Below are 25,315 nucleotides of genomic sequence, written 5' to 3'. Positions count from 1 at the left end.
TCGTCCCCCATGGCATCGACGGTCCCGCTCACCACTCTCCGATATGCCAGATTTCAGGGTGATTCGGGTAGTTTCGAAGCATGAAGGCCGTCCCGCGGACCCGCAGTCTGCCCGCCTCGCTGCTGGCCGCCCTGCTGCTGGCCGCCCTCGCCCTCGTCCTGACGACCCCGTTCGCGCCCCGGGCGAGCGCGGACACGAGCATCTCGGTGATCGCCCGTGCCCTGCGCGCGAGCCCCGTCTACGTCGACCCGGCGGCCGCGTCCCAGCTGCCGAAGGCCGACGCCGACGCGCTCGCGAAACAGATCAGGGACGCGAACAAACCGGTGTTCATCGCGGTGCTCCCGGCCGGCTACCCGACCAGCGGGCTCTTCTCGAACCTGCGCGCGGCCACCGGCATCACCGGCCTGTACGGCATCCGCCTCGGCGACCGCTTCGACGCCCGCGCCGACTCCTCCGTCATGTCCACGGCGGCCCGGCAGAACCTGGTGAACAGCGTCCAGGGCGAGCCGGTGAAGACCCAGCTCACCGACTTCACCGACCGCGCGCTGGCCACGGTCGGCGGGCACGCCCCGAGGAGCTGGGGCGGCTCCGCCGGCTCCGGCGGGGTGTCCGGTACGGCGGTGCTCGTCACGGGTGCCGTACTCGTGGCCGCCGGCGCGGGCGCGTACGCCCTGGTCCGGCGCAGCCGACGGCGCCGCGAGGAGGAGCAGCGGGCCGCTCTCGACCGGCTGCGGGTGGTCGTGGACGAGGACATCACCGCCTTCGGTGAGGAGCTGGACCGCCTCGACTTCCATCCCGCGGAGACCGGCGCCGACGACGCGATGCGCGCGGACTACGAGCGCGCGCTCGACGCCTACGAGACCGCCAAGCAGCGCATGGCCGAGGCGCGTCGCCCGGAGGACGTCCGCACGGTGACGGAGGCTTTGGAGGACGGCCGTTTCTCCCTCTCGCAGCTCGCCGCCCGCCGCGAGGGCCGCCCGCTGCCCGAGCGCCGGCCGCCCTGCTTCTTCGACCCGCGCCACGGCCCCTCGGTCACCGACGCCGACTGGACCCCGCCCGGCGGCGCCCCGCGCCAGGTCCCGGTGTGCGCGGCCGACGCCACCCGGCTCGCGGACGGCCGCGACCCGGTGATCCGCGAGGTCGACACCGACTACGGCCGCCGCCCCTACTGGGACGCGGGCCCCGCCTACGGCCCCTGGGCGGGCGGCTACTTCGGCGGCGGCATCCTGCCCGGCCTGCTCGTCGGCACCCTCCTCGGCAGCATGATGGCCACCCCGTCCTACGCGGCCGACTACGGCACCGGATACGGAGACTTCGGCCCCGGTTCCGGTTACGGCTACGACGACGGCTCCCAGGGCGGCGACGTCTCCGGCACGGACTTCGACGCCGGGGACTTCGGGGGCGGGTTCGGCGACGGCGGGGACTTCGGCGGGGGAGGGGGAGACAACGGCGGGGACTTCGGCGGGGGGTTCTGAGGGGCTGAGGGGCGTCAGTCTTCCGCGTCGGGCTCCAGCGACCCGAGCCGCTCCATCACAGCGGCCGCCAGGGTCAGCACCCCGCGCTCCGTCTCGCCGAGCGTGCCCAGGGCCTGGGCGAGCCACGCGTCCCGCTCGGCCATGTCCCGCTCCAGCGCCCGCCGCCCCGGCTCGGTGAGCGACAGCACGGACTGGCGCCGGTCGTCGGTACCCCGCTCCCGCGAGATCAGCCCCTCGTCCTCCAACTCCGCGTAGACCCGGGTGAGCGACTGGGGCCGCTGCCGCTCCGCCGCCGCGATCTCGCCGGGGGTCGCCGGGCCGTACCGGTGCAGATGGCCGAGTACGGCGAGCTGGTTGGGGCTGAGACCGCCCTCCCCGCGCTCCTGCCGCAGACGCCGGTTGAGCCGGACGACGGCACGACGGAGACGGGCGGCTTCCGAGAGATGATCCATGGAGGGATCGTACGCACAACTTAGTAGTTGGCGTGCGTGAGCTCCGGATCGTCAAAATGTGCGCTCAAAACTCATACGCACTGCGTACGAAGCTGTGCTGGTCATGACGGCGGTTTCTGCTCTGCTGGGGTATCGCCCTGTGACTGGAGGGCGCGGCCGGACTCCACACCGATGTGTCCGTACTCGCGGTCGCCCTGACCCTCGCACTGCAGATGGCGGCCGGTGTGGCGTTGGCCTGCTTCTCAACTACGCGTCGCCGTCGTGGCGTCGGCGCACGGCGTGACGGGTGGCATAACGCTCACCCGCGGCATGCCACCAGGCGGGCGGGGAGGGCCCGTTGACGGCGGAGGTCGGCTGATCGGGATGGAGCCCGAGCCGCCACAGCACCCGCGCATCCACGTTCACGCTGAGCGTGCCGTGCCAGTGCCCGTCGTCACCGATGCGGCACATCAGGTCGATCCGCAGCTCGTCCTCTGCGAACGGCATCCAGTCGACGCCGCGGTCACGCAGTCAACCGAGCAGGAAGCGACCGGGGTGGGGCCGCCCCGGCACGTTCTCGAACGAAGTTATGTGAACCCATTCAGCTTCAGCGGGCGATGCCGTCAAGGAACTCGCTCCAGGTGGTGGGGGAGAGGGTGAGGACGGGGCCGGTGGGGGTCTTGGAGTCGCGGACGTGGACGGCGGCGGGCTGGGTGGCGACCTCGACGCAGTCGCCGCCCTCGCTGCCGCTGTAGCTGGACTTGAACCATGTCAGTGCTGCGGTGTTCATGACTCTCCAAGCAGTCCATTCAGGAGGCGCACGCTCTCGTCGGGAGAGAGGGCCTGTGACCGCAGCATTCCATACTTGTGGTGATAGTCGCTGACCTCGTCGGGGTCATCGACCAGAAAACTGGCGCGGTGAACCTCCAGGTAGACGAGACGTTCGTACGCGGGTGTCTCCAGTAGCACCATGGGCCCGTCGAGACAGGCGTGCGGTGTCCGGCCCTCGGGCATGATCTGAAAGCTCATGTGGACCGGTTCCGTGTACTCCAGGATCTGACGGAACTGCTCGCGCATCACCTCCGGGCCGCCGACTTGCCGCCGCAGAATGCTCTCCTCAAGGACGAAGTGACCCACAGGCGGTCGGTCACGCTGCCAGATCAACTGCCGTTCCATACGGGCGTTCACCCACTGCTCGGCCGTCTCGGTCCCGAGCGCCGGATACCGGTAGTCGAAGACGGCGCGGCAGTACTCCCTGGTCTGGAGCAGTCCCGGTACGACCTGGGTCTGGTGCGAGAGGATGCCGACCGCCTCCTGCTCGTGATCGACCAGCCCCTGCGCGAACTGCACGATCTTCTCCCGTACGGGCAGCCTGTCCACCAGTACGGCCAACGCGCCGCCCGTACCCAGCAGTTCATCGAACTGCTCGGCACGATCCGGCTGAAGTGTCAGCCTCCCTTGCTCGATGGACCCCACCGTGTCCACATGAATGCTCGCCAACTCGGCGAACTGCTCCTGAGTGAGGCGGGCCTGCTTTCGGTAGTGCGCCAGCAGGGCTCCAACCGCCCGCCACGAACCGACCTTCTTGGGCTTCCTTGCCGTGTGCATAGCTGTGCCATTCCCCCAAACGCACCCGAAGTCCTCGTAGTGGAGTCGTAGTAATCAGAACTACGACCTCACTCACTGACCCACACTAGTGACGCACAGTGACACTCGCCTCATGAACGAGGAAACCCAACTCGGCGAGATCCGCGTGGCGTTCTTCCGTCGGGACCGCAGGTCGGTGCGCCCGGCACGGGAGTTCACGCGGGCGGTGATGGAGGAGTGGCGATTCCGGGGGCGGGAGGACGACGTGCTGCTGTGCGTGAGCGAGCTGGCGACCAACGCGGTGTTGCACGGCGTACCGCCCGGCCGGGGTTTCTCGGTCCGGCTCAGCCTCCTGCGCGCCGACGGACGGCTGAGGCTGGAGGTGCACGACAGCGGCCCCGAGGACATGTGCCTGCGCGAGACGTCACCGGAGTCGGAGGCCGGCCGGGGCCTGCTGCTCGTGTCGGCGCTGGCGGACAAGTGGGGCGTGGGGCAGCGGAACCCGGGGAAGTTCGTGTGGTGCGAGTTCGAGGCGGCCGTTCCAGGTCGGCCGCGGTGACCGTCTGCGGATGACGTGGCCGTCGGGCCGCCCGCTTCTCGGCGATTGTCGTGCTTCCGCGAGCCGAGTCAAGGGCGCTCCCGTTCCGCTGCGCTCCACTCCCGCGTCGCCTTCGGCGATCGGCCTACGGCCGACCCTTGACACGACTCGCTCCAGCACGGGGGAGAAGCGAGCGGGCGCCCCGGAAAGACGGTGGCCCGGACGGGGTTTGCGGGCTGCTGGGGTTACGCCGTTCCGTCGGCGGACGGACGCGGTCGCGCCTCGCCTGCACGCCGGGCCGCTTCGGCAGCTCTCCCTGGAGTCACACCCGCACCACCGGCCCCGTCAGGGCAGAGATTGGCAGATTTGGGCCACGGCCGCGCAGCAAAGGCGCAGGTCGGGTAGGTGGGAATCGGGAGGGAGGCCCAAATCTGCCCATCACCTCTCCCACGCGACCTGGAAGGGGCTTATGAGGCCTCGGGGGCGGATGTGACCCCAGGGATCCGCCCCCAGCCCCGGCAAGGCGCCCACTGCTCCCCGGCCATCCCGGTCGATGCCCCCCGCCGAACCCCCGGAGGGCTACGCCTTCTTGATCGCCGAGATGTCGAAGTTCAGCTTGATCTTGTCGGAGACGAGGACGCCGCCGGTCTCCAGGGCCGCGTTCCAGGTCAGGCCCCACTCCGAGCGCAGGATCTCGGCCTTGCCCTCGAAGCCGACGCGCTCGTTGCCGAAGGGGTCCTTCGCGGCGCCGTTGAACTCCAGGTCGATGGTGATCGGCTTGGTCGTGCCGAGGATGGAGAGGTCACCGGTGATGCGGTAGTCGTCGCCGCCCAGGGCCTCCGCCTTGGTGGAGCGGAAGGTCATGACCGGGAATTCGTCGATCTTGAAGAAGTCGGACGACTTCAGGTGCCCGTCACGGTCGGCGCTGCCGGTCTCCACGCTCGCCATCTGAATGTCGAGGCTGGCCGTGGACTTGCTGGGGTCCGCGCCGTCCAGGTGCAGGCTGCCGGTGAAGTCGTTGAAGGCTCCCTTGACGTTGGTGACCATGGCGTGCCGGGCGGTGAAACCGATCGTGGTGTGCGCCGGGTCGATCGTGTACTCACCGGTCAGCGCGGTCAGGTCGGCGCCCGTGTCGGCGGTGGTCTCGGGGGTGCTGCCCTTGCGGCCGAAGATGCCCATGTCCTGCTCCAGAAAGGTGTCTGTTGAACGTTAAACGAACTCGGTGTCTCCGACGGTAGACCCATTCAGTTCGGTTTTCAACATAATCCGCAGCGTGTCTTCATCGTTGCACGCAGTGATGGGGCGTGCCCCCTGGCGGCCCGCGCGGAACTCGGGCACCATCCCCGCCATGCGCAGGACCGGACCGACCCGACGTGCTCTCCTGCTGGCCGCCGCCCTCACCCCCGCCCTGGCCTCCCCTGCCTTCGCGGACGGCGATCCCTACGACACCCTGCGCCGCCGCTGGCTCGACATCGCCCTCGGCACGGGTTGCGACCCGGACGCCGAGCCGTACGCCTCCCGGCTCGCCCAACTAGGTTCCCTGGCAGCCGAGTTCAACCGCACCATGGCGCCCGCCCCGGACTCCCTGTGGCCCGGCCACCCCTTCGACCCGCCGTCCGGCATCACCTACAGCTACGGCCGGCTGTGGACCATGGCCCAGGCCCACCGCCGGCCCGGCACCGGCCGCACCGGCGACCCCGCGCTCCTCGACGCCGTCCTGCGCGGCCTCGACCATCTCTCCGCCCGCGTCTACAACCCTTCGACCAGCCGCTACGGCAACTGGTGGGAATGGCAGATCGGCAGCCCCCGGCTGCTCATGGACATCACCGCCGCCCTGTACGACCACCTCGGCGCGGCCCGTGTCGCCTCGGCCTGCGCGGCCGTGGACCACTTCGTCCCGGACGCGATGCTCACCGACTACTCCGGCACCTCCACCGGCGCCAACCGGGTCGACCTCGCCCGCTCCGTCCTCCTGCGCGGCATCCTCGGCCGGGACGGCGCGAAGATCTCCCTCGCCCGGGACGCCCTCTCGCCCGTCTTCCCGTACGTCACCCGGGGCGACGGGCTCTACGCCGACGGCTCCTTCGTGCAGCACACCTGGGTCGCCTACTCCGGGACGTACGGCCAGGTCCTGCTCGACGGCCTCGGGCGGCTGTTCGCGCTGCTCGCCGGGTCTCCCTGGGAGGTCACCGACCCGGCCCGGCAGAACGTCCTGGACGCCGTGGAGCACGCCTTCGCTCCCCTGATCCACGACGGGCTGGTCATGGACGGCGTCAACGGCCGTGCCGTCAGCCGGGGTTACCTCTCCGGCGATGACCTGCACCTGATGCGCAGCGACCACTTCCACGGACAGGCGCTCATCGCCGCCGTCGCGCTGCTCGCGGGCGGGGCGGGGGAGGAGCGACGGGAGCGGTGGTACGGCCTGGTGAAGGGATGGATCCAACGGGACACCGTCACACCTGTCCTGACGTCGGATCAGTTGGATGTCGCCGATCTCGCACGGCTGCACGCGGTCGCCGCCTCGCCCGCCCCGCCGCTCGCCGAACCCCTCGGCCACCGCCTCTTCCCGGCCATGGACCGCGCCGTGCACCGCGGCCCCCGCTTCACCGCCGCCCTGTCCATGGCCAGCGACCGCATCGCCCACTACGAGTGCGGCAACGGCGAGAACCCGCGCGGCTGGCACACCGGTTCGGGAATGCTCTACTGGTGGCCGAAGGGCAGCTCGGACCAGTACACGGACTGGTTCTGGCCGACCGTCGACTGGTACCGGCTGCCCGGCACCACCGTCTCCACCAAGCGCCTCGCCGACCGCGCCGGCGGCGAGTGGGGCGCGCCCCGACCGGACGTGCGCTGGGTCGGCGGGACGACGGACGGCACGTACGCGGCCGTCGGCCAGCACCTCAAGGGCCTCGGCTCCACCCTGGAGGCCCGCAAGTCCTGGTTCTTCCTCGACGACGCGGTGGTCTGCCTCGGCGCCGGGATCAGCTGCGCCGACGGCGTCCCGGTCGAGACCGTCGTGGACAACCGCAATCTGGGGGAGGGCGGCGCCCAGGCCTTCACCCAGGACGTCGTCCATGGGCGGCGCTGGGCCCATCTCGAAGGGCACGGCGGCTGGCTCCTGCCGGACGGGGGCGAGCTGCGCAGCCTGCGCGAGGACCGCACCGGTGCCTGGTCCGACATCAACACGGGAAGCACGGGCGAGCGGCGCACCCGGCGCTGGCAGACCCTGTGGCTCGACCACGGCACCGATCCCGTGGACGCCGGTTACGTCTACGTCCTGCTGCCGGGCGCGTCCCGCACCGAGACCCTCGCCCGGGCCGCCGACCGCCTGTGGCTGTGCGTCCTCGCCAACGACACCGTCCGGCAGGCCGTCGCCGTCCCCCGGCTGGGGCTGCGGGCGGCGAACTTCTGGCGGGCCGGTACGGTGGGGGACCTCACCGTCTCGGCCGGGGCGAGCGTCCTCGTCGTCCGCAGGGGCGGCACGGCCACCCTCCACATCAGCGAGCCGCCGCGCACGGGCGTACCGCTGGAGATCGTCTGGGACCGCCCGGTGCGTGAGGTGATCCGCGCCGGTGAGGGGGTGGAGGTCCGATCGGCGGACAGCCGTCTGAGTCTCCGCGTCACCCCGGGGATGGCATGTGCGGACCACGTATGTGAGGTGACGCTCAGGTGACGGCTTTGTTGCCTCTCTACAACCCCGGTGCCCTCTGAGCAGTCGGAACGGCTGCACGCGTCCACGGTTCTGTTCACTCGTACCAGGAAAACGGGCCGGAGACTGTACGGAGTCAACGGCTCGCTTTTCTTGGTCTCCTTCGTAAGGTCGCTACATGACCGTTTTGGAAGAGACGACGGGTGAACCGACCGGCGAGCCGGCGGACGCGCGCGGACGGGTCGCCGAACTGCACGAGATCCGTGCCAGGGCCGTCGCCGGTCCGAGTGAGAAGGCGACGGCGGCGCAGCACGCCAAGGGCAAGCTGACGGCTCGGGAGCGTATCGAGCTGCTCCTGGACCCGGGGTCCTTCCAGGAGGTCGAGCAGCTGCGCCGGCACCGGGCGAGCGGCTTCGGCCTGGAGGCGAAGAAGCCGTACACCGACGGTGTCATCACCGGCTGGGGCACGGTCGAGGGCCGTACGGTCTTCGTCTACGCGCACGACTTCCGGATCTTCGGCGGCGCGCTGGGCGAGGCCCACGCCACCAAGATCCACAAGATCATGGACATGGCCATCGCGGCCGGCGCGCCGCTGGTCTCCCTGAACGACGGCGCGGGCGCCCGTATCCAGGAGGGTGTCAGCGCCCTCGCCGGCTACGGCGGCATCTTCCAGCGCAACACCAAGGCGAGCGGTGTCATCCCGCAGATCAGCGTGATGCTGGGCCCGTGCGCGGGCGGCGCGGCCTACTCGCCGGCCCTGACGGACTTCGTGTTCATGGTCCGTGAGACCTCGCAGATGTTCATCACCGGCCCGGACGTGGTCAAGGCCGTGACCGGCGAGGAGATCAGCCAGAACGGCCTGGGCGGCGCCGACGTCCACGCCGAGACGTCCGGCGTGTGCCACTTCGCGTACGACGACGAGGAGACCTGCCTCGCCGAGGTCCGCTACCTCATCTCGCTGCTCCCGCAGAACAACCGGGAGAACCCCCCGCGGGTGCAGAGCTCGGACCCGGTCGACCGGCGCAGCGACGTGCTGCTGGACCTGGTCCCGGCCGACGGCAACCGGCCGTACGACATGAGCAAGGTCATCGAGGAGATCGTCGACGACGGCGAGTACCTGGAGGTCCACGAGCGCTGGGCGCGGAACATCATCTGCGCGCTGGCCCGTCTCGACGGCCAGGTGGTCGGCATCATCGCCAACCAGCCGCAGGTGCTGGCGGGCGTCCTGGACATCGAGGCGTCGGAAAAAGCTGCGCGCTTTGTCCAGATGTGTGACGCTTTCAATGTCCCGATCGTCACCTTCCTGGACGTGCCGGGGTTCCTCCCCGGTGTGGACCAGGAGCACGGCGGAATCATCCGCCACGGCGCGAAGCTGCTGTACGCCTACTGCAACGCGACCGTGCCGAGGATTTCGCTCATCCTGCGCAAGGCGTACGGAGGTGCCTACATCGTCATGGACTCCCAGTCGATCGGCGCCGACCTGACCTACGCCTGGCCCACCAACGAGATCGCGGTGATGGGCGCCGAGGGCGCCGCCAACGTCATCTTCCGCCGGCAGATCGCCGAGGCCGAGGACCCCGAGGCGATGCGGTCGCGGATGGTCAAGGAGTACAAGTCCGAGCTGATGCACCCGTACTACGCGGCGGAGCGCGGCCTGGTCGACGACGTGATCGACCCCGCCGAGACCCGCGAGGTCCTGGTCAAGTCGCTGGCGATGCTCCAGTCCAAGCACGCCGACCTGCCCTCCCGCAAGCACGGCAACCCGCCGCAGTAACCGAGCGGACCCGCCGCGGCAACCCCGCGGACCCCTTTCCCACGGAGACTGAACCCATGAGCACTCCCGACATCCGCGTCGAGAAGGGCCACGCCGAGCCCGAGGAAGTCGCCGCCATCACGGCCGTCCTCCTGGCCCGCGCGGCCGCCCGCACCTCCATCACCCCGACCCGCCGCGCCCGCCCCAAGGCCGGCTGGCGCCGCCTTGAGCGCGAGGGCGGCTTCCGGGCGCCGCACAGCTGGCACTGAGCGCCTGGGACCCTGTGCACAACGGCGAGAGCCGCCGACTCCGGTCCACGGAGTCGGCGGCTCTCGCCGTGTACTAGTCCGGCACGGTCCAGAATCCGGAACCCGCGGCCGGCGGGGGCTTGGGGGCCCAGGTGCTGCGATCCGCCCCCGGGCTCCAGTCCGGCACATTCCCGCCGTAATGGATGACGAACGCCCAGTAGTGCTCTTCCTCGTGGAGGATGAGGCTGTCCTCGTCCGACAGGTCCTGCCCGTGCCACTGCTCATTGATACGAGCCACGGCCTCCGCACGCGAGATCCCGAATTCCGAGACCATCTCGTCCGCGATCGCGTCCAGGAGTTCCAGCGTCTCGGACGAGGTGGGCATGGTGAAGCTGCTGAGGGGCGGCAACCTCTCAGGTTGCCGCCCCTCGGACTTGCTCATCGACGGATCACCGAAGCCGCGCCATCAGCGCATGCTCCACCAGCGTGATCAGCGTCGACTTGGCGTCGGCCCGGTGGCGGGCGTCCGTGGTGATGATCGGGGTGTCGGGGCCGATCTGGAGGGCCTCGCGGACCTCTTCGGGGTTGTACGGCTGGTTGCCGTCGAAGCCGTTGAGGGCGATGACGAAGGGCAGGCCGCTGTTCTCGAAGTAGTCGACGGCCGGGAAGCAGTCGGCGAGGCGCCGGGTGTCCACGAGCACCACCGCGCCGATCGCGCCGCGTACCAGGTCGTCCCACATGAACCAGAAGCGGTCCTGGCCGGGGGTACCGAAGAGGTACAGGATCAGGTCCTGGTCCAGGGTGATGCGGCCGAAGTCCATGGCCACCGTTGTGGTGGTCTTGTCTCCGGTGTGGGTGAGGTCGTCGATGCCGGCCGACGCGGACGTCATGACGGCCTCGGTGCGCAGCGGGTTGATCTCCGAGACGGCGCCGACGAACGTGGTCTTGCCCACGCCGAAGCCGCCCGCCACCACGATCTTCGCGGAGGTGGTGGAGCGGGAAGGACCGCCGCTAGAGCTTGCGAAGTCCACTGAGCACCCTTTCGAGCAGTGTCACGTCTGGCTGGCCACCGGCGTTCTCGTCGCCGCCGGGCTGATGGATGGCGACCAGGCCCGCCTCCGCCAAGTCGGCGACGAGGATCCTGGCCACGCCGAGGGGGATTGTCAGGAGCGCGGAGATTTCGGCTACCGACTTGATCTCACGGCAGAGGTTGCAGATCCGCTGATGCTCGGGCAGTTGACCCTGCATCTGGTGCGGAGCGGCGGTGGTGTGCACCAGTGCCTCGATGGCGAGCTGGTAGCGCGGGCGGGTCCGTCCGCCGGTCATGGCGTACGGACGCACCAGGGGGTTGTTCGATGCCGACGCGGGCGCCGGCTCGGGGCGGCGCTGCGGCTGCACCGGCTGGATGCGGGGGGCCGGGGGCTGGTCGTACGGCGACGGGCCGGGGCCCTGCGGCGCGTACGGCTGCCGGTGGCTGGGGGCGGAGGGGAAGTTGTACCGGTTCGCCGAACCGTCGCCCTGGCCCTGGGCAGGACCGTACGACCAGTTACCCGAATGCGAACCGCCTGGGGGTGTTGCCACTTTCTCCTCCTCCGACTGTGCCGGGCACCCATCGCTGTGGAGCCGCGTCCCGAAACCTTACGGCCCCGGGACGCGGATACGCACCGTCCGCTTTCTAGTTGAGAAGGCTCCCCTGGAGCTCCGCACGGAGATCCGGGGTCAGGACCGTGCCCGCGCGGTCCACCAGAAGGGCCATCTCGTACCCGATGAGACCGATGTCCGCTTCCGGGTGGGCCAGGACCGCGAGCGACGAACCGTCGGAGATGGACATGATGAAGAGGAATCCCCGCTCCATCTCCACAACCGTCTGGTTCACACTGCCCCCCTCGAAGATGCGGGAGGCGCCTGCCGTCAGAGACGTCAGACCGGAGGCGACGGCCGCGAGCTGGTCGGCGCGGTCGCGGGGGAAGCCTTCGGACATCGCCAGAAGGAGTCCGTCGGCGGAGACCACCACCGTGTGGGACACCCCCGGGGTGTTGTCCACGAAGTTGGTGATCAACCAGTTCAGGTTCTGTGCCGCCTGGCTCATCGGGCTCACACTAACGCTCCTGGTTGTAGGTGCTGTCAGGACCGAAGCCCTGGCCGTTCGTTTCACTGCCTGCGCTGCGTCCGCGTTGGACGCCTCGACGCAGGTTGCTCAGCCTGCCCCGGACGTCCTCCGGGGCGCGGGAGACCTGTGGGCCCCCCTGGGGGGTGGTTTCGGCGGAACCCTCGACCAGGTTGGCCTTGGGCACCCGCCGCGGCAGACCCGAGGCGGTGACCCCGCCTGCCTTCGGCTTCCGGAGCTGCGAGGCCTGCTGCCACCGCTCGTCGTTCGCCGAACGCCAGGCGCTGTCGCCGTTCGCCCCCGGAGCGTCGCCCGGTACGGGAGCCGGTGCTTCCCGCTGCACGCGCGCCGTGCCGTTCGGGGCACTCGTCGAGCCGGCGGAGCCACTCGCGGCGGACCCGCGGCGGGGCAGCCCGGCGTCGGTCAGCTCGTGGGCGGCGGGAGAGGCCGGTCCCGGACGGTCGAAGCCTACGCGGTTCTGCTCACTTGCGTCAGCGGCCTGCGAGGATTCCGTTTCCGGAGCGTACTGGGCCGGATAGCCGTTCGTGTAGCTGTCCTGCTGGGGCCAGTCGTCCTGGTAGGAGTGCGCCTGGGCCGGCTCGGCGTACGCCGGATCGGGGTAACCGCCGCTCACGGGGGCCGAGAAGCCGTCGTTCTGCGGCAGGCCGCCGTTCGGCGCGAAGAACTGGTCCTCGTACGAGCCGCGCTGCCGCTCCTCGTACGAGCTCTGCTGCGGCTCCTCGTACGCCTGCTCCTGGAAGGCCTGCGGAGCCTGCTCCTGGAAGGTCTGCTGCCCCGGCTTCGGGAAGTTCTGCTGCGCCGGCTCCTGGTACCCCTGCCGGGGCAGGTCCGTGTACGTCTGCTGCCCGTCGAACAGCGGGTCGGCGTACGGCGCGGGCGCCTCGGTCTCCGCCTGCGACTGCTGCGGCTCGGCCGGCTGCTGCCCGTGGTTCTGGGCCTCCAGGGCGGCGCGGCGCTCCTCACGCATCAGGGAACGGCCGACCGGGTCCAGCTCGCGGATGTCGTCGGGGACCTCCACGTACCGGCTGTCGTCGAAGCCGAGCTCGGCCGCGGTGCGCATCGGCTGCGCCTGGCCGAAGTTCTCACCCTGGAACTGCTGCTCCGGGATGATCTGCGAGACCGTGAACTCCTCGCGGTCCAGCGGGGCCTCGCCGCCACCGCCGTGCGTGATCGCGTCCGGCAGCATGACCAGCGAGGTCGTACCGGCCTGCTCGCCCGAGGGACGCAGCTGGACGCGGATGCCGTGCCGGTCGGACAGGCGCCCGACCACGAACAGGCCCATGCGCTGGGAGATCGCGGCGTCCACGGTCGGCGGGTTGGCCAGCTTGTGGTTGATGTCCGCGAAGTCCTCGGCCGTCAGACCGATGCCCTTGTCGTGGATCTCGATCATGATGCGGCCGTCGGGCAGCCGGGTCGCGGTGACGCGGACCTTGGTCTGCGGGGAGGAGAACGTCGTCGCGTTCTCCAGCAGCTCGGCCAGCAGGTGCACGAGGTCGGTGACCGCGCGGCCGTGGATCTCGGCCTCCGGCACGCCGGACAGCTCGATGCGCTCGTACTGCTCCACCTCGGAGGAGGCGGCGCGCAGCACGTCGACCAGCGGGACCGGCTGGTCCCAGCGGCGGCCGGGCTCCTCGCCCGCGAGGACCAGGAGGTTCTCGCCGTTGCGGCGCATACGGGTGGCCAGGTGGTCCAGCTTGAAGAGGTTCTCCAGCTGGTCCGGGTCGGCCTCGTTGTTCTCCAGGTCGGTGATCAGGGTCAGCTGGCCCTCGATCAGCGACTGGTTGCGGCGCGAGAGGTTGGTGAAGATCGCGTTGATGTTGCCCCGCAGCAGGGCCTGCTCGGAGGCGAGCCGGACCGCCTCGCGGTGGACCTGGTCGAAGGCGCGGGCGACCTCGCCGATCTCGTCCTTGGTGGTGATCGGGATCGGCGCGACCCGGGTGTCGACCCGGCCGGGGTCGGTGCGGGAGAGCTGGTCGACCAGCATCGGCAGGCGCTGCTCGGCGATGCCGAACGCGGCGTTGCGCAGCTGGCGCATCGAACGGCTCATCTGGCGGGCCACCGTACCGGCCAGGATGAAGGCCAGCAGCAGGGCGACCACGACGACGCCACCGGTGATGAACGCGGAGTTCTTCGCATCGTCGGCGATGGACGAGGCCTCGCTCACCGCCTTGTCGGCCATGCCCGACTCGATGTCGCGGTAGGCGTTGAACTTGAGCGTGTTGACCGCCCACCAGTTCTCCGCGGTGATGCCCTTCTGGGCGAGCAGCTGACGCGCGGCGGGGTCGGTGGAGTCCAGCGTGGCGAGCGCCGTGACCATCTTCTGCGGGTCGGACGGCGGCGGGATGTAGTTCGGGTCCTTGGCCTTGGCCTGCTGGGCCATCGTCGCGGCCTGGGTCTGGATGTCCTTCTTCTCGGCGTCCAGCTTGTCCGCGTCGGCCTGGGTGCCACCGCCGACGTACTCCTCGACGGCGATGCCCTCCAGATAGGCGTACGAGGAGATGGCGACGCGCTGGCTGGCGAGGTTCGGGGCGTCGGGGCCCGGCTTCACCAGGATGTGCATGCCGATCGAGCGCTCCAGCGACAGCGCCGCCTTGGTGAGCGAGATGGCGTAGACGGTACGGCCGTAGGAGGTGATGTTGCCGGTGCCCAGACCGAGCTCGTTGGCGAACTCCATCAACGGGTGGGCGACCTTGACGTAGCCCTCTTCCGTCTGCACGCCGGTGAACTTGGTCGTGTACGCGCCGGCGCGCAGTGTCTGCAGGAAGGGCTCCGCCTCGCGGAACAGCTTCAGCCGGCGCTCCAGACCCGACTTGTGCGGCATGCTCTGCGCCGCCTGGTCGAAGGCGTCGGCGGCCTTGTCGGTCGCGTCGCGGGCCGCGGTGACGGTCGCCTTGTCCTGGGCGGTGGCGAGCTTGCCCTTCAGCAGCGGGGCGGTGGTGGTGTCCCGCTCGTTGTAGAGAGCGTCGGCGTACGACAGCGAGGCGCGCACCAAGCGGGCGGTGTTCTCGGCGTCGCGGGCCTGCTGCCAGGTGTCGATCGAGTTCTTCACCTGGAAGCCGCCCATGACGAGGCCGACCGCCACGGGTATCAGGAGGATCGCGTTCAGTCTGGTCGGCACGCGCCAGTTGCGCGGGGAGAAACGACCGCCGCTCGATGCCGGAGCGGCCGCCGGTTCCGCACCGGTGACGGGGGTGGGCGCCGCAGCGCGCGGCGGCGGGGTGAAGTTGCCCCGTGCCGACGGCTCGGGACCGTTCTTGCTTCGCCTCACTCGACCAACAACCTCTCGGCGGTCGGCACCTACGTCGTGCCGCAGTCTCTCAGAGCCCGGTTCGTCCTCGACCACGTAGTACGTCGTTGACTATTGGGCAGTTCAGGCATTCCAGCACGTGGACCAGTGCTCTTCCAAACAGTGAAAAGCCTGAGTACCGCTCTTGTAAGTCCTAGATAAAACGGTCATAAAGAGCGAGCCCCGCCAAAAGGCGGGGCGTTCGTGAGCGCAGCGGTACAGCCTGACTGCGTCGCGTGGTGATGCCCGGGGATTCCTCTGCCGAACTGTTATGAACACCGGAGCCGACCGTGTCAAAGGCCACAGTCGACTCCGGTCCGTTTACGACAACTGCCGTACGGCACGTCGTACTTGAGTACGTATGGGCGTGCCGGCTACCGCAGACGTGCCATCAGCGCGTGTTCCACCAGCGTGATCAGCGCACTCTTGGCGTCCGCGCGGTGCCGGGCGTCCGTCGTGATGATCGGGGTGTCGGGCCCGATCTGCAGCGCTTCCCGCACTTCCTCGGGGGCGTAGGGCTGCTGGCCGTCGAAGCCGTTCAGGGCGACGACGAAGGGCAGGCCGCTGTTCTCGAAGTAGTCGACGGCCGGGAAGCAGTCGGCGAGGCGCCGGGTGTCCACGAGCACCACCGCGCCGATCGCGCCGCGTACCAGGTCGTCCCACATGAACCAGAAGCGGTCCTGGCCGGGGGTACCGAAGAGGTACAGGATCAGGTCCTGGTCCAGGGTGATGCGGCCGAAGTCCATGGCCACCGTGGTGGTGGTCTTGTCTCCGGTGTGGGTGAGGTCGTCGATGCCGGCCGACGCGGACGTCATGACGGCCTCGGTGCGCAGCGGGTTGATCTCCGAGACGGCGCCGACGAACGTGGTCTTGCCCACGCCGAAGCCGCCCGCCACCACGATCTTCGCGGAGGTGGTGGCCCGGCCCGCGTCAGAGCTTGCGAAGTCCACTGAGCACCCTTTCGAGCAGCGTCACGTCCGGAGCGCCACCGTTGTTCTCGTCGCCACCAGGCTGGTGGATGGCGACCAGGCCGGCCTCGGCGAGGTCGGCGACCAGGATCCGGGCCACACCGAGCGGCATGGCCAGCAGCGCGGACACCTCCGCGACCGACTTGACCTCACGGCACAGGTGGCAGATGCGCTGGTGCTCCGGGAGCAGTCCCATGAGCGCTGCCGGGTCGGCCGTGGTGCTGATCAGCGCCTCGATGGCGAGCTGGTAGCGCGGCCGGGTCCGGCCACCGGTCATCGCGTACGGACGCACCAGCGGCTGGTCGCCCTCGTCCCCGTACGGCTCCGCGTACGGATCATGATGGGCGGTGGGCGGGGTCATGAATCCTCCGGGCGGGACAGCAGGTCGGTCGGTCAAGCCGTCTGTCAGTGGCCGGTGGGGGGATTGTGGCGGCCGGACGGTGGTTTGGTGAGGTGGGTGGTGCCGGGGGCGGTCAGTGGAGCAGACTGCCCTGGAGTTCGGCGCGCAGGTCCGGGGTGAGTACCGCACCCGCGCGGTCCACGAGCAGTGCCATCTCATAGCCGACGAGGCCGATGTCGCACTCCGGGTGGGCCAGGACCGCGAGGGACGACCCGTCGGAGACGGACATCAGGAAGAGGAAGCCACGCTCCATCTCCACGACCGTCTGGGCCACGTCGCCGCCCTCGAAGATCCGGGAGGCCCCGGCCGTCAGCGAGGTCAGCCCGGAGGCGACCGCCGCCAGCTGGTCGGCGCGGTCCCGCGGGAAGCCCTCGGACATCGCCAGCAGAAGGCCGTCGGCGGAGACCACCACCGTGTGCGACACCCCGGGGGTGTTGTCCACGAAGTTGGTGATCAACCAGTTCAGGTTCTGTGCCGCCTGGCTCATCGGACTCAACTAACGCTCCTGCTGGTGAGTGGGGCTCGGGAAGCTGCCGGTCTGACCGTTTCCGGCCTGACGGCCCTGAGCGATACCCCGACGGAGATTGGTCAGCCGTCCGCGTACGTCGTCAGGCGCACGCGACACCTGCGGACCGACTTGGTGCTGTTGCTGCTGGGCCGTGCCCGGGACGAGGTTCGCCCGGGGCACCCGGCGCGGCAGGCCGGAGGTGGTGATACCGCCCGCGGCGGGCTGCCGTACGCGCTCGGCCTGCCGGACGAGTTCGTCGTTCGGCGAGGTACGCCACGATCCGGTGGCCGCGCCATTGGCGTTGGTGTTGCCGTTGGCGTTCCCGCCGGGGCCCCGCTGCGGAGCGGGCGCCTGCGGCTGCTGCCGGTCCTGCGCGCTCTCCGCCTGCGGACCGCCGTGGAACCAGTTGGTCTCCAGCGTGTCGTACAGCGGGGTACGGCCGTCGCCCTGGCCGCCGGCCGGCGGCAGGGCCCACCCGTCACCCGGGCCCCGCCCGTCGACGGGCCGCTGCGGCTGCTGTGCCTGCGGGGCGGGCGGGCGCGGGGCGCCGAAGTCGTCCCGGGCGGGCGGCTGCGGGCGCTCGAACTGGCCGGTGTTCGCCGGGTCCTGCCGCATGGGCAGGGCGTGCTGCCCGGTGGAGCTGCCGTCGTAGCCGGCGCCGTAACCGCCGTCGTACGCCTGCTGAGCCGGGAACGCGCCGGTGTTCTGCGCGCTGTCGTCCTGCCGCGCGGGCGCCGGGGTGCCGAAGACGTCGGAGCGGACGAACGGTCCCGAGCCCTGCGGATCCTGCTGACCACCGTGGCCGTCGAACCCGCCCGGCAGCTGCGGAGCCTCGGGACGGGCGAACTGGCCGGTCTGCTGCGCGCTGTCCGGGCGCGGGAACTGACCGGTCTGCTGGGAGCTGTCGGGCAGGGCGAACGGGTCGCTCTGCCGGGGGCTGTCCGGGCGGGCGAACTGGCCGGTCTGCTGCGGGACGTCGGGCCGCGGGAACTGGCCCGTGCCCTGGGCGCCGCCGTAGCCGTTCAGGTCCGCGCGCGGGTACTCGCCCGTGGTGGACGGACCGTGGTCGTCCACCCGGGGTATCTCCGCGGTCGCGCCAGGACCCTGCCGGTCGTCGACGCGCGGCATGCGCGCGGTGTGCGCCGGGTCCTGCTCGTCGTGGCCGCGCGGGGTGTCCAGCGAGGCGCGGGACTGCGGGGCCCCGGAGTCGCTCCAGCTCGGGGTGCGCGGCTGCGGGTCGGCGCCGGGCAGTTCGGCCCGCGGACCGCCGCGCGGCGGCAGCTGGGGCTGACGGCCCTGGTCGCCGGAGGCACCGGGCCGCTGCGGGCCACGGCCGCCGAAGGCGTCACCACCGAAGGCGTTCTGCTGCGGTCCGCCCGGGTTCGTCGCCTGCAGACCCTGCGGGGTGCCCGGCGTCTGACCGCCGAAGCCGCCCGCACCGGAACCCGCGGGCGCCGGGCGACCCTGCTGCGGACCGCCGAAGGCACCGGGACCGCCGAACGCACCGGCACCGCCCTGGGGGCCGCGCGCTCCGCCCGGCGCACCGGGACGGCCGCCCTGGCCCGCGCCGGGCAGCGCGGCCCGGGGACCCTGGCCGGCGCCGACCTGACCGCGCGGGGCGGGACCGGCACCGAGCAGACCACCGCCGGCCGGGGCGCCGCCGAGGGCACCGCCGGCCGCGTTGCCGGTCTGCCGACGGGCCGCGGCAGCACCCGCGGCGGCCTGCGCGGCCGCGGGCCCACCGGTGCCACCGGGCGCGCCCGGCTTGCCCGGAGCGGGCTTCTTGCCGCCCTGGGCCACGTCCACGGGCAGCATGACCAGCGCGGTCGTACCACCGGAGTCGGACGGACGCAGCTGGATGCGGATGCCGTGGCGCTGCGACAGCCGGCCGACCACGAACAGACCCATGCGGCGGGAGACGGAGACGTCCACGGTGGGCGGCGAGGCGAGCCGCTCGTTGATCGCCGCGAGGTCCTCGGGGGACAGACCGATACCGGTGTCGTGGATCTCGATCAGCACGCGGCCGTCGGGCAGCGCGTGACCCGTCACCTTCACCTTGGTCTGCGGCGAGGAGAACGAGGTCGCGTTCTCCAGCAGCTCGGCGAGCAGGTGCACGAGGTCGTTGACGACACGCCCTGCGACCTCGGTGGTCGGCACGGAGGCCAGCTCGATGCGCTCGTACTGCTCCACCTCGGAGGCGGCGGCACGGAGCACGTCGACCAGCGGGACCGGGCGGGTCCAGCGGCGGCCCGGCTCCTCACCGGCAAGGACGAGGAGGTTCTCACCGTTACGGCGCATACGCGTCGCGAGGTGGTCGAGCTTGAACAGCGAGGACAGCTGGTCCGGGTCGGCCTCGCGGGACTCCAGTTCGGAGATGAGCGACAGCTGACGCTGGATGAGGCCCTGGGAGCGGCGCGAGAGGTTGGTGAACATCGCGTTGACGTTGCCCCGCAGCAGGGCCTGCTCGGCGGCGAGGCGGACCGCCTCGCGGTGCACGTCGTCGAAGGCCGCGGCCACCTGGCCGATCTCGTCCCGGGAGTGCACACCGACCGACTCCACGGAGGTGTCGACGTCCTGCGGGTCGGACTCCGACAGCTGCTTGACCAGCTCGGGCAGCCGGTCCTGGGCGACCTTGGTGGCGGTCTCCTGGAGCCGGCGCAGCGAGCGGATCATGGACCGGGCCACGACGAACGCGCCGACCAGCGACACACCGAGCACGAGCAGGATCAGCGCACCGGAGATGATGGCGTCCTGCTGGGTGGCGCTCTTGAGCTCGCGGGCCTTCTGTTCCATCTCTTCGAGCAGCGTGTGCTCGATCTTCTTCATCTGCTCGATCTTGGTCGAGCTGTCGTCCACCCAGTCGCGGTACGACCGCGCCGGCAGCTGCTGCATACCGCTGGCGGACTCGAAGGCGCGCTTGGCGTAGGTGTCGGCGGACTCGATCGTCGGGTTGCCCTCGTCGATCGGCTTGAGGAGTTCCTCGGCGTTCTGGCTGGCGTAGATCTTGCGGAAGATCGCCAGCTCGGAGTTCTCGCTCTCGTACGCCGACTGGCCGTAGAGGCGGTCGTTGTCGGAGAGGTCGCCCTTGGTCGCGGTGGTCGCGGGCAGTGCGGCGGCGATCGTCGCACGCTGCACGGAGGCGTACTCCTTGGCGGTGGAGAAGGCCGCCAGGGCGCGGGTGCGGGAGATCATCTCCGGGTTGCTGGACGCCTCGGCCATGTCCTGGGAGAGGCTGATCAGCTGGGTGATCAGGCGGTGGTACGACTCGATGGTCTGGGTCGAGTTGTTCTGCGACTGGTAGGCCGAGCGGCGGATCTTGGCCAGGTCGTCCAGCTGGTTGGCGAGGCCGACGAGCGCGTCGCGGACGCCCTGGAGGTTGCCGCTCTTGCTGGCCGCGTCGATCTGCTCGGAGGCGTTGAGGAAGTTCTCGCGGGCCCGGTCGGTCTTCTCCTGGTAGCCCTTGACCGTGTAGTCGGTCGCCTTCAGGCCGTGGGCCAGCGGACCGGCGGACTGGTCGCGCTCCTCCTGGAGCGCGGCGGCCAGCTCGGTGGCCTGCTTGGTCATGTCCGTCAGCAGCTTCATGTTGTCGAGCTGCTGGATGTCGGTGATGTTCTGGTCGATGCGCAGCGCGCCCAGCGAGGTCGCCGCGACCACGGGGAGGGCGAGCAGGGAGACCAGACGCGTGGAGATGCGCCAGTTGCGCAGCGCCATGCGTGAGCCGGTGCCGGTGGAGCCCTTGGCGGGCTTCACGGTCGGCGTGGGGGCCCCGGAGCCGCCGCCGGTTGCCGACGCCGTGGCCGAGGCGGCCGGTCCGGACGCGCCGGGACGCCCGCCGCGCTCACCGCCGTCCGGAGTCGGGGCCGGGCCCGGGTTCTGGGCGTGCTGGGGGGAGGAACCGCCCTTCATGGGGCCAGTCCCGTCGTGCGGCTCCGGCTCCGCCGAAGCGCTGCCATCCCTCTTGAAACGTCCCTGCACTAGCGTCGCAACCTCTGGACCAGGCACCCCTCCGCGCGAACGGAGGGACACGGTGTCGGCGTTGTGGAGAGCGCCCTGAATACGCCCCCCGGTGGTCTTGAGTGACCGCCCTCGTTCCCCCTGTTCTCGCCCGCCACTCGGCGCTGCTTCGCGCCCCCTGTGCGCCGGCTCGATCCTGCGGCGGTCCGTGGAATTCCAGCACAGTGCCGGATCTCCAACAAGGGCCGGTGCCGAGCCGTGACATCGGTGACGGAATGTGAGGGTCAGGTCACCGCTCGTGGAAGCTTATCCCGTGCATAACGGGCGTATCCCTGCGAGTCGGCGGTCGGTGTCAGGTGTCCCAGTCGCCATGATCAGGAGCGGAATGATGGGTTCAGAGGGGCAATGTCCGTTTCACTAGGGCGCGTTGCTGGCGAGATTTGACCGGTTTGTCTGCGAGGTCGTGAGCAAACTCACACGCCGCACGGCGGCGGTTGGCGCCGTCGGCGGGGAATCGGATGTTTAGCCTGACGCTTTACAAGAGGGACGACTCTGCAAACCCACACGACCAGAGGGCACAGGACGACAACGGTGAAGACGACGATGATGTTCCACAAGATCGCGAACCCGCGGCGCACGACCCTGGCGCACCTGAAGGACGCGGGCGAACTGCAGACCGCCGAGCTGCCGGAGCACTCCGTCGACCTCCCGGCCCAGACGGCCAACCCCCGGCGCACCGTCCTCATGGACGTCCCGGTCCCGGCGGCGGCAGCCGCAGAGTAGCCGACCGGCGCTCACCTATTCCGCCGAATTCCGTGCACCACGGAATTCGGCGGACTGCTTTTTCGGGCGGATTGCCGCCCATCGACCGGTTAACCTGGGGCGTCAGTACGCCGGTTCTAGTTGAGGGGCGCAGGATCCCGTGCGCATCGCCAGGTTCTCCATCGACGGGAACGTAGCCTTCGGCGCGGTCGAGGGCGACAAGCAGGACGAACTCGTTCTCGACATCATCAAGGGCATCCCGTTCGCGGACTACGAGCTGTCCGGTACGAAGGTGCCGCTCAGCAAGGTCAGACTCCTCCCGCCGGTCCTCCCCAACAAGGTCGTCGCGTTCGGCCGCAACTACGGCGAGCACGCGCGCGAACTGGGCAACGAGGTGCCCGACGTCCCGTTCGCCTTCTTCAAGCCGTCCACCTCGGTGATCGGGCCCGGCGACGACATCCAGTACCCCTCGTTCTCCGAGGAGGTGCACCACGAGGCCGAGCTGGCCGTCGTGATCGGCCGTATGTGCCGCGAGGTCCCGCGCGAACGCGTCAAGGACGTGATCTTCGGCTACACCTGCGCCAACGACGTCACCGCCCGCGATGTGCAGAGGCGCGAGAAGCAGTGGGCCCGGGCCAAGGGCTTCGACACCTCCTGCCCGCTCGGTCCCTGGGTGGAGACGGACCTGGACCTGGCGCGCGCGAACGACCTGACCATCCAGCTCACGGTCAACGGCGAACAGCGCCAGCTGGGCCGCACGAGCGAGATGATCAACCCCATCGAGGACCTGGTCGTCAACATCTCCGAGGCCATGACCCTGCTCCCCGGCGACGTCATCCTCACCGGCACCCCCGCGGGGGTCGGCCCCCTGCACGTCGGCGACGAGGTCGCCGTCACCATCGAAGGCATCGGCACTCTCACCAACAAGGTTGTCAAGCGTGGCTAGCGCATCCTCCCCCAAGCTCTCGGCTTCGCTCGAGCAGGGGGCACCCCCACCCCCCGTACGCGTCCGTTTCTGTCCCTCGCCCACCGGTAACCCCCACGTGGGCCTGGTCCGCACCGCCCTGTTCAACTGGGCGTTCGCCCGGCACCACCAGGGCACCCTGGTCTTCCGCATCGAGGACACCGACGCGGCCCGCGACTCCGAGGAGTCGTACAACCAGCTGCTCGACGCGATGCGCTGGCTGGGCTTCGACTGGGACGAGGGCCCCGAGGTCGGCGGCCCGCACGCGCCGTACCGCCAGTCGCAGCGCATGGACATCTACGCCGATGTCGCCCAGAAGCTCCTGGACGCCGGCCACGCCTACCGCTGCTACTGCTCCCAGGAGGAGCTGGACACCCGCCGCGAGGCGGCGCGGGCCGCGGGCAGGCCGTCGGGTTACGACGGTCACTGCCGTGACCTGAGCGAGGCGCAGGTCGAGGAGTACAAGGCCCAGGGCCGTGCGCCCATCGTCCGCTTCCGGATGCCGGACGAGACGATCACCTTCACCGACCTGGTCCGCGGCGAGCTGACCTTCACACCCGAGAACGTGCCGGACTACGGCATCGTCCGGGCGAACGGCGCCCCGCTCTACACGCTGGTCAACCCGGTCGACGACGCCCTGATGGAGATCACCCACGTCCTGCGCGGCGAGGACCTGCTCTCCTCCACCCCGCGCCAGATCGCCCTGTACAAGGCGCTGACCGAGCTGGGCATCGCGAAGCAGATCCCGGCCTTCGGCCACCTGCCGTACGTGATGGGCGAGGGCAACAAGAAGCTGTCCAAGCGTGACCCGCAGTCGTCGCTGAACCTCTACCGCGAGCAGGGCTTCCTGCCCGAGGGTCTGCTCAACTACCTGTCCCTGCTGGGCTGGTCGCTCTCCGCGGACCAGGACATCTTCACGATCCCGGAGATGGTCGCGGCCTTCGACATCGCCGACGTGAACCCCAACCCGGCGCGCTTCGACCTGAAGAAGTGCGAGGCGATCAACGCCGACCACATCCGCATGCTGGATGTGAAGGAGTTCACCGAGCGCTGCCGCCCGTGGCTGAAGGCCCCGTTCGCCCCCTGGGCGCCGGAGGACTTCGACGAGGCCAAGTGGGAGGCGATCGCCCCGCACGCGCAGACCCGTCTCAAGGTCCTGTCGGAGATCACCGACAACGTCGACTTCCTGTTCCTGGCGGAGCCGGTCTTCGATGAGCCGTCCTGGACGAAGGCGATGAAGGAGGGCAGCGACGCCCTGCTTCGCACGGCGAAGGAGAAGCTGGAGACGGCCGACTGGAGCTCTCCCGACTCCCTGAAGGAGGCCGTCCTGGCCGCCGGCGAGGCCCACGGCCTCAAGCTCGGCAAGGCCCAGGCCCCGGTCCGCGTCGCCGTCACCGGCCGCACGGTCGGCCTGCCGCTCTTCGAGTCCCTGGAAGTCCTGGGCAAGGAGAAGACGCTGGCCCGCATCGACGCGGCGCTGGCCAGGCTCGCCGCGTAATCGAGCCGGACGCGAAGGGGCGGCAACCGGAACTCCGGTTGCCGCCCCTTCGCGTCGGTCACTGCGCGTCGGCTTCGTCGATCAGGTAGTGGCTCTCGTCGAAGATCTCCAGCACGACGATGACCATGATCGCCCCGGCCACCATGTACTCCAGCATCACGCCGGGGGCCACATACGCCTTGCGCAGATGCTCGTCCGGGCCGAGCGGCGCGGTCGAGTTCTTCCGGAACGGATCGCGGGCCAGTATCCGCAGCGCCTTGTCCAGCTGGGCCTGGCGCGAGCCGGGCAGCGAGTCGTACGCCTCGCGGGCCTCGACGGTGAACTGGACGCGGTACTCGTGCATGGCCCCAAGCTACGGCATCCGCCCACCCCGGGACGGCCGGAAACCGTCACGCCCGCCCCGGCCCGGCGTTACGGTCGGACCATGACGATCAGTGCAGTGGTCTGGGACGTGGACGACACCCTGTTCGACTACACGACGGCCGACCGGGAGGGCATGGCCGCCTACCTCGAAGCCGAGGGGCTGCTGGCCTGGTACGGCGGGCCCGACGAGGCCCTTCAGTGGTGGCGGGAGTGCACCGACCGGGAGTGGGCGCGCTTCGCGGCCGGCGAGAACACCTTCGAGGGCCAGCGGCGCGACCGCGTCCGCTACTTCCTGGGCGAGCCACTCGCCGACGCGGAGGCGGACGCCTGGTTCGAGCACTACCTGCGCCACTACGAGGCCGCCTGGCGGCTGTTCCCGGACGTTGTGCCCACCCTGGACGGCCTCGGCGGCCACCGGCACGCGGTGCTGTCCAACTCCAGCCTCACGGTCCAGGAGCACAAGCTGCGCACCCTCGGCATCCTCGACCGCTTCGAGGCCGTCCTGTGCGCCGCCGAGCTGGGCGTCTCCAAGCCGGAGGCCGGGGCCTTCCGGGCGGCCTGCGAAGCCCTCGGACTGCCTCCGCACGAGGTGGCGTACGTCGGCGACCACCCGGAGATCGACGGACGCGGCGCCGCCGAGGCCGGGCTGCTGTCCGTGTGGATCGACCGCGGGACGGCCGGTGACCAGGCCGCGCGGGAGCTCGCCGAGGAGGGCGTGGTGCACCGGATCTCGACCCTCGCCGAACTCCCCGCGCTCGTCCGTGCGGATACCCGTTTTGGAGCCCCGTCCACCTTCAGGTAAT

The 25,315-nt window shown here is 70.3% G+C and carries 24 protein-coding genes; 9 read left to right on the top strand and 15 right to left on the bottom strand.

Annotated features, from left to right (window positions below; all coding sequences use genetic code 11):
• The first annotated feature begins 80 nt into the window (after nucleotides 1-80).
• Nucleotides 81-1,475: a hypothetical protein gene (locus tag O1G22_RS12920; RefSeq protein WP_270081491.1), complete on the top strand. Its 1,395-nt coding sequence runs from the start codon at nucleotides 81-83 to the stop codon at nucleotides 1,473-1,475.
• A 14-nt stretch (nucleotides 1,476-1,489) separates the two neighbouring features.
• On the opposite strand, the gene O1G22_RS12915 is transcribed toward O1G22_RS12920, so the two are convergent.
• The 4 genes from O1G22_RS12915 to O1G22_RS12900 form a co-directional block, all read right to left on the bottom strand.
• Nucleotides 1,490-1,927 carry a MarR family winged helix-turn-helix transcriptional regulator gene (locus tag O1G22_RS12915; protein ID WP_270081490.1) on the bottom strand — a complete coding sequence of 146 codons (438 nt, stop codon included), beginning with the start codon at nucleotides 1,925-1,927 and terminating at the stop codon, nucleotides 1,490-1,492.
• A gap of 246 nt (nucleotides 1,928-2,173) precedes the next feature.
• Nucleotides 2,174-2,413, bottom strand: a complete 240-nt coding sequence (locus O1G22_RS12910) for a hypothetical protein (RefSeq protein ID WP_270081489.1) — start codon at nucleotides 2,411-2,413, stop codon at nucleotides 2,174-2,176.
• Between the two features lie 100 nt (nucleotides 2,414-2,513).
• On the bottom strand, nucleotides 2,514-2,696 hold the full coding sequence (locus O1G22_RS12905) for a DUF397 domain-containing protein (RefSeq protein WP_270081488.1): 183 nt from the start codon (nucleotides 2,694-2,696) through the stop codon (nucleotides 2,514-2,516).
• Entirely contained in the window at nucleotides 2,693-3,514 is an 822-nt protein-coding gene (locus O1G22_RS12900) for a helix-turn-helix domain-containing protein (RefSeq protein ID WP_270081487.1), read from the bottom strand. The genes O1G22_RS12905 and O1G22_RS12900 overlap by 4 nt, the downstream gene beginning before the upstream one ends.
• 112 nt (nucleotides 3,515-3,626) lie before the next feature.
• On the opposite strand from O1G22_RS12900, the gene O1G22_RS12895 reads away from it, so the two are divergent.
• The gene (locus tag O1G22_RS12895) at nucleotides 3,627-4,052 is read left to right on the top strand and encodes an ATP-binding protein (protein WP_270081486.1); all 426 of its coding nucleotides are present in this window, start codon (nucleotides 3,627-3,629) and stop codon (nucleotides 4,050-4,052) included.
• 558 nt (nucleotides 4,053-4,610) lie between these two features.
• Here the strand turns inward: O1G22_RS12895 and O1G22_RS12890 are convergent.
• The gene (locus O1G22_RS12890; protein WP_270081485.1) at nucleotides 4,611-5,210 is read right to left on the bottom strand and encodes a YceI family protein; all 600 of its coding nucleotides are present in this window, start codon (nucleotides 5,208-5,210) and stop codon (nucleotides 4,611-4,613) included.
• 169 nt (nucleotides 5,211-5,379) lie between these two features.
• Here O1G22_RS12890 and O1G22_RS12885 point away from each other — a divergent pair, with 169 nt between their 5' ends.
• The 3 genes from O1G22_RS12885 to O1G22_RS12875 all read left to right on the top strand — a co-directional run bounded on the left by O1G22_RS12885 (nucleotide 5,380) and on the right by O1G22_RS12875 (nucleotide 9,702).
• Nucleotides 5,380-7,704, top strand: a complete 2,325-nt coding sequence (locus O1G22_RS12885) for a polysaccharide lyase 8 family protein (protein WP_270081484.1) — start codon at nucleotides 5,380-5,382, stop codon at nucleotides 7,702-7,704.
• A 154-nt stretch (nucleotides 7,705-7,858) separates the two neighbouring features.
• Nucleotides 7,859-9,454, top strand: coding sequence for an acyl-CoA carboxylase subunit beta (locus O1G22_RS12880; RefSeq protein ID WP_270081483.1), 1,596 nt, complete (start codon nucleotides 7,859-7,861; stop codon nucleotides 9,452-9,454).
• Between the two features lie 56 nt (nucleotides 9,455-9,510).
• Entirely contained in the window at nucleotides 9,511-9,702 is a 192-nt protein-coding gene (locus tag O1G22_RS12875; RefSeq protein ID WP_225099324.1) for an acyl-CoA carboxylase subunit epsilon, read from the top strand.
• A gap of 73 nt (nucleotides 9,703-9,775) precedes the next feature.
• Here the strand turns inward: O1G22_RS12875 and O1G22_RS12870 are convergent, their stop codons facing one another.
• The 9 genes from O1G22_RS12870 to O1G22_RS12830 all read right to left on the bottom strand — a co-directional run bounded on the left by O1G22_RS12870 (nucleotide 9,776) and on the right by O1G22_RS12830 (nucleotide 20,946).
• On the bottom strand, nucleotides 9,776-10,066 hold the full coding sequence (locus O1G22_RS12870; RefSeq protein ID WP_270081482.1) for a hypothetical protein: 291 nt from the start codon (nucleotides 10,064-10,066) through the stop codon (nucleotides 9,776-9,778).
• A gap of 64 nt (nucleotides 10,067-10,130) precedes the next feature.
• Nucleotides 10,131-10,712: a GTP-binding protein gene (locus tag O1G22_RS12865; RefSeq protein WP_270081481.1), complete on the bottom strand. Its 582-nt coding sequence runs from the start codon at nucleotides 10,710-10,712 to the stop codon at nucleotides 10,131-10,133.
• The gene (locus tag O1G22_RS12860; RefSeq protein ID WP_158925175.1) at nucleotides 10,693-11,262 is read right to left on the bottom strand and encodes a DUF742 domain-containing protein; all 570 of its coding nucleotides are present in this window, start codon (nucleotides 11,260-11,262) and stop codon (nucleotides 10,693-10,695) included. The genes O1G22_RS12865 and O1G22_RS12860 overlap by 20 nt, the downstream gene beginning before the upstream one ends.
• Nucleotides 11,263-11,356: 94 nt before the next feature.
• A complete protein-coding gene (locus tag O1G22_RS12855) occupies nucleotides 11,357-11,770 on the bottom strand; it encodes a roadblock/LC7 domain-containing protein (RefSeq protein WP_004983065.1) in 414 nt (137 codons plus the stop codon).
• 10 nt (nucleotides 11,771-11,780) lie between these two features.
• Nucleotides 11,781-15,077: a sensor histidine kinase gene (locus O1G22_RS12850; RefSeq protein WP_270081480.1), complete on the bottom strand. Its 3,297-nt coding sequence runs from the start codon at nucleotides 15,075-15,077 to the stop codon at nucleotides 11,781-11,783.
• A 392-nt stretch (nucleotides 15,078-15,469) separates the two neighbouring features.
• Nucleotides 15,470-16,045 (bottom strand): GTP-binding protein, encoded by a 576-nt coding sequence (locus O1G22_RS12845; protein ID WP_133930189.1) that lies wholly within the window; start codon nucleotides 16,043-16,045, stop codon nucleotides 15,470-15,472.
• A complete protein-coding gene (locus tag O1G22_RS12840; RefSeq protein WP_009190816.1) occupies nucleotides 16,026-16,424 on the bottom strand; it encodes a DUF742 domain-containing protein in 399 nt (132 codons plus the stop codon). The genes O1G22_RS12845 and O1G22_RS12840 overlap by 20 nt, the downstream gene beginning before the upstream one ends.
• Nucleotides 16,425-16,536: 112 nt before the next feature.
• On the bottom strand, nucleotides 16,537-16,950 hold the full coding sequence (locus O1G22_RS12835; RefSeq protein ID WP_005479910.1) for a roadblock/LC7 domain-containing protein: 414 nt from the start codon (nucleotides 16,948-16,950) through the stop codon (nucleotides 16,537-16,539).
• A gap of 9 nt (nucleotides 16,951-16,959) precedes the next feature.
• Nucleotides 16,960-20,946 (bottom strand): sensor histidine kinase, encoded by a 3,987-nt coding sequence (locus tag O1G22_RS12830; RefSeq protein ID WP_270081479.1) that lies wholly within the window; start codon nucleotides 20,944-20,946, stop codon nucleotides 16,960-16,962.
• Nucleotides 20,947-21,516: 570 nt separating this feature from the next.
• Here O1G22_RS12830 and O1G22_RS12825 point away from each other — a divergent pair.
• The 3 genes from O1G22_RS12825 to gltX all read left to right on the top strand — a co-directional run bounded on the left by O1G22_RS12825 (nucleotide 21,517) and on the right by gltX (nucleotide 24,149).
• Nucleotides 21,517-21,708 (top strand): hypothetical protein, encoded by a 192-nt coding sequence (locus O1G22_RS12825; RefSeq protein WP_225099321.1) that lies wholly within the window; start codon nucleotides 21,517-21,519, stop codon nucleotides 21,706-21,708.
• A 139-nt stretch (nucleotides 21,709-21,847) separates the two neighbouring features.
• Nucleotides 21,848-22,633, top strand: coding sequence for a fumarylacetoacetate hydrolase family protein (locus O1G22_RS12820; RefSeq protein ID WP_270081478.1), 786 nt, complete (start codon nucleotides 21,848-21,850; stop codon nucleotides 22,631-22,633).
• On the top strand, nucleotides 22,626-24,149 hold the full coding sequence (gene gltX, locus O1G22_RS12815; RefSeq protein ID WP_270081477.1) for a glutamate--tRNA ligase: 1,524 nt from the start codon (nucleotides 22,626-22,628) through the stop codon (nucleotides 24,147-24,149). The genes O1G22_RS12820 and gltX overlap by 8 nt, the downstream gene beginning before the upstream one ends.
• 58 nt (nucleotides 24,150-24,207) lie before the next feature.
• Here gltX and O1G22_RS12810 read toward each other — a convergent pair whose 3' ends face one another.
• Nucleotides 24,208-24,492 (bottom strand): type II toxin-antitoxin system RelE family toxin, encoded by a 285-nt coding sequence (locus tag O1G22_RS12810; RefSeq protein ID WP_270081476.1) that lies wholly within the window; start codon nucleotides 24,490-24,492, stop codon nucleotides 24,208-24,210.
• A gap of 81 nt (nucleotides 24,493-24,573) precedes the next feature.
• Between O1G22_RS12810 and O1G22_RS12805 the strand changes: the two genes are divergently transcribed.
• On the top strand, nucleotides 24,574-25,314 hold the full coding sequence (locus tag O1G22_RS12805) for an HAD family hydrolase (RefSeq protein WP_270081475.1): 741 nt from the start codon (nucleotides 24,574-24,576) through the stop codon (nucleotides 25,312-25,314).
• Nucleotide 25,315: the final 1 nt, after the last annotated feature.

Origin of the sequence: Streptomyces camelliae (genome assembly GCF_027625935.1) — a bacterium.
GTDB lineage: Bacteria > Actinomycetota > Actinomycetes > Streptomycetales > Streptomycetaceae > Streptomyces > Streptomyces camelliae.
This window is presented reverse-complemented; position numbering and strand designations above follow the sequence as displayed.

Coding starts and splice junctions, on each gene's coding strand:
- O1G22_RS12920 (WP_270081491.1), top strand. CDS start 81: ATGAAGGCCGTCCCGCGGACCCGCAGTCTGCCCGCCTCGCTGCTGGCC.
- O1G22_RS12915 (WP_270081490.1), bottom strand. CDS start 1,927: ATGGATCATCTCTCGGAAGCCGCCCGTCTCCGTCGTGCCGTCGTCCGG.
- O1G22_RS12890 (WP_270081485.1), bottom strand. CDS start 5,210: ATGGGCATCTTCGGCCGCAAGGGCAGCACCCCCGAGACCACCGCCGAC.
- O1G22_RS12885 (WP_270081484.1), top strand. CDS start 5,380: ATGCGCAGGACCGGACCGACCCGACGTGCTCTCCTGCTGGCCGCCGCC.
- O1G22_RS12895 (WP_270081486.1), top strand. CDS start 3,627: ATGAACGAGGAAACCCAACTCGGCGAGATCCGCGTGGCGTTCTTCCGT.
- O1G22_RS12810 (WP_270081476.1), bottom strand. CDS start 24,492: ATGCACGAGTACCGCGTCCAGTTCACCGTCGAGGCCCGCGAGGCGTAC.
- O1G22_RS12880 (WP_270081483.1), top strand. CDS start 7,859: ATGACCGTTTTGGAAGAGACGACGGGTGAACCGACCGGCGAGCCGGCG.
- O1G22_RS12905 (WP_270081488.1), bottom strand. CDS start 2,696: ATGAACACCGCAGCACTGACATGGTTCAAGTCCAGCTACAGCGGCAGC.
- O1G22_RS12870 (WP_270081482.1), bottom strand. CDS start 10,066: ATGCCCACCTCGTCCGAGACGCTGGAACTCCTGGACGCGATCGCGGAC.
- O1G22_RS12875 (WP_225099324.1), top strand. CDS start 9,511: ATGAGCACTCCCGACATCCGCGTCGAGAAGGGCCACGCCGAGCCCGAG.
- O1G22_RS12805 (WP_270081475.1), top strand. CDS start 24,574: ATGACGATCAGTGCAGTGGTCTGGGACGTGGACGACACCCTGTTCGAC.
- O1G22_RS12835 (WP_005479910.1), bottom strand. CDS start 16,950: ATGAGCCAGGCGGCACAGAACCTGAACTGGTTGATCACCAACTTCGTG.
- O1G22_RS12840 (WP_009190816.1), bottom strand. CDS start 16,424: ATGACCCCGCCCACCGCCCATCATGATCCGTACGCGGAGCCGTACGGG.
- O1G22_RS12900 (WP_270081487.1), bottom strand. CDS start 3,514: ATGCACACGGCAAGGAAGCCCAAGAAGGTCGGTTCGTGGCGGGCGGTT.
- O1G22_RS12910 (WP_270081489.1), bottom strand. CDS start 2,413: ATGCCGTTCGCAGAGGACGAGCTGCGGATCGACCTGATGTGCCGCATC.
- O1G22_RS12855 (WP_004983065.1), bottom strand. CDS start 11,770: ATGAGCCAGGCGGCACAGAACCTGAACTGGTTGATCACCAACTTCGTG.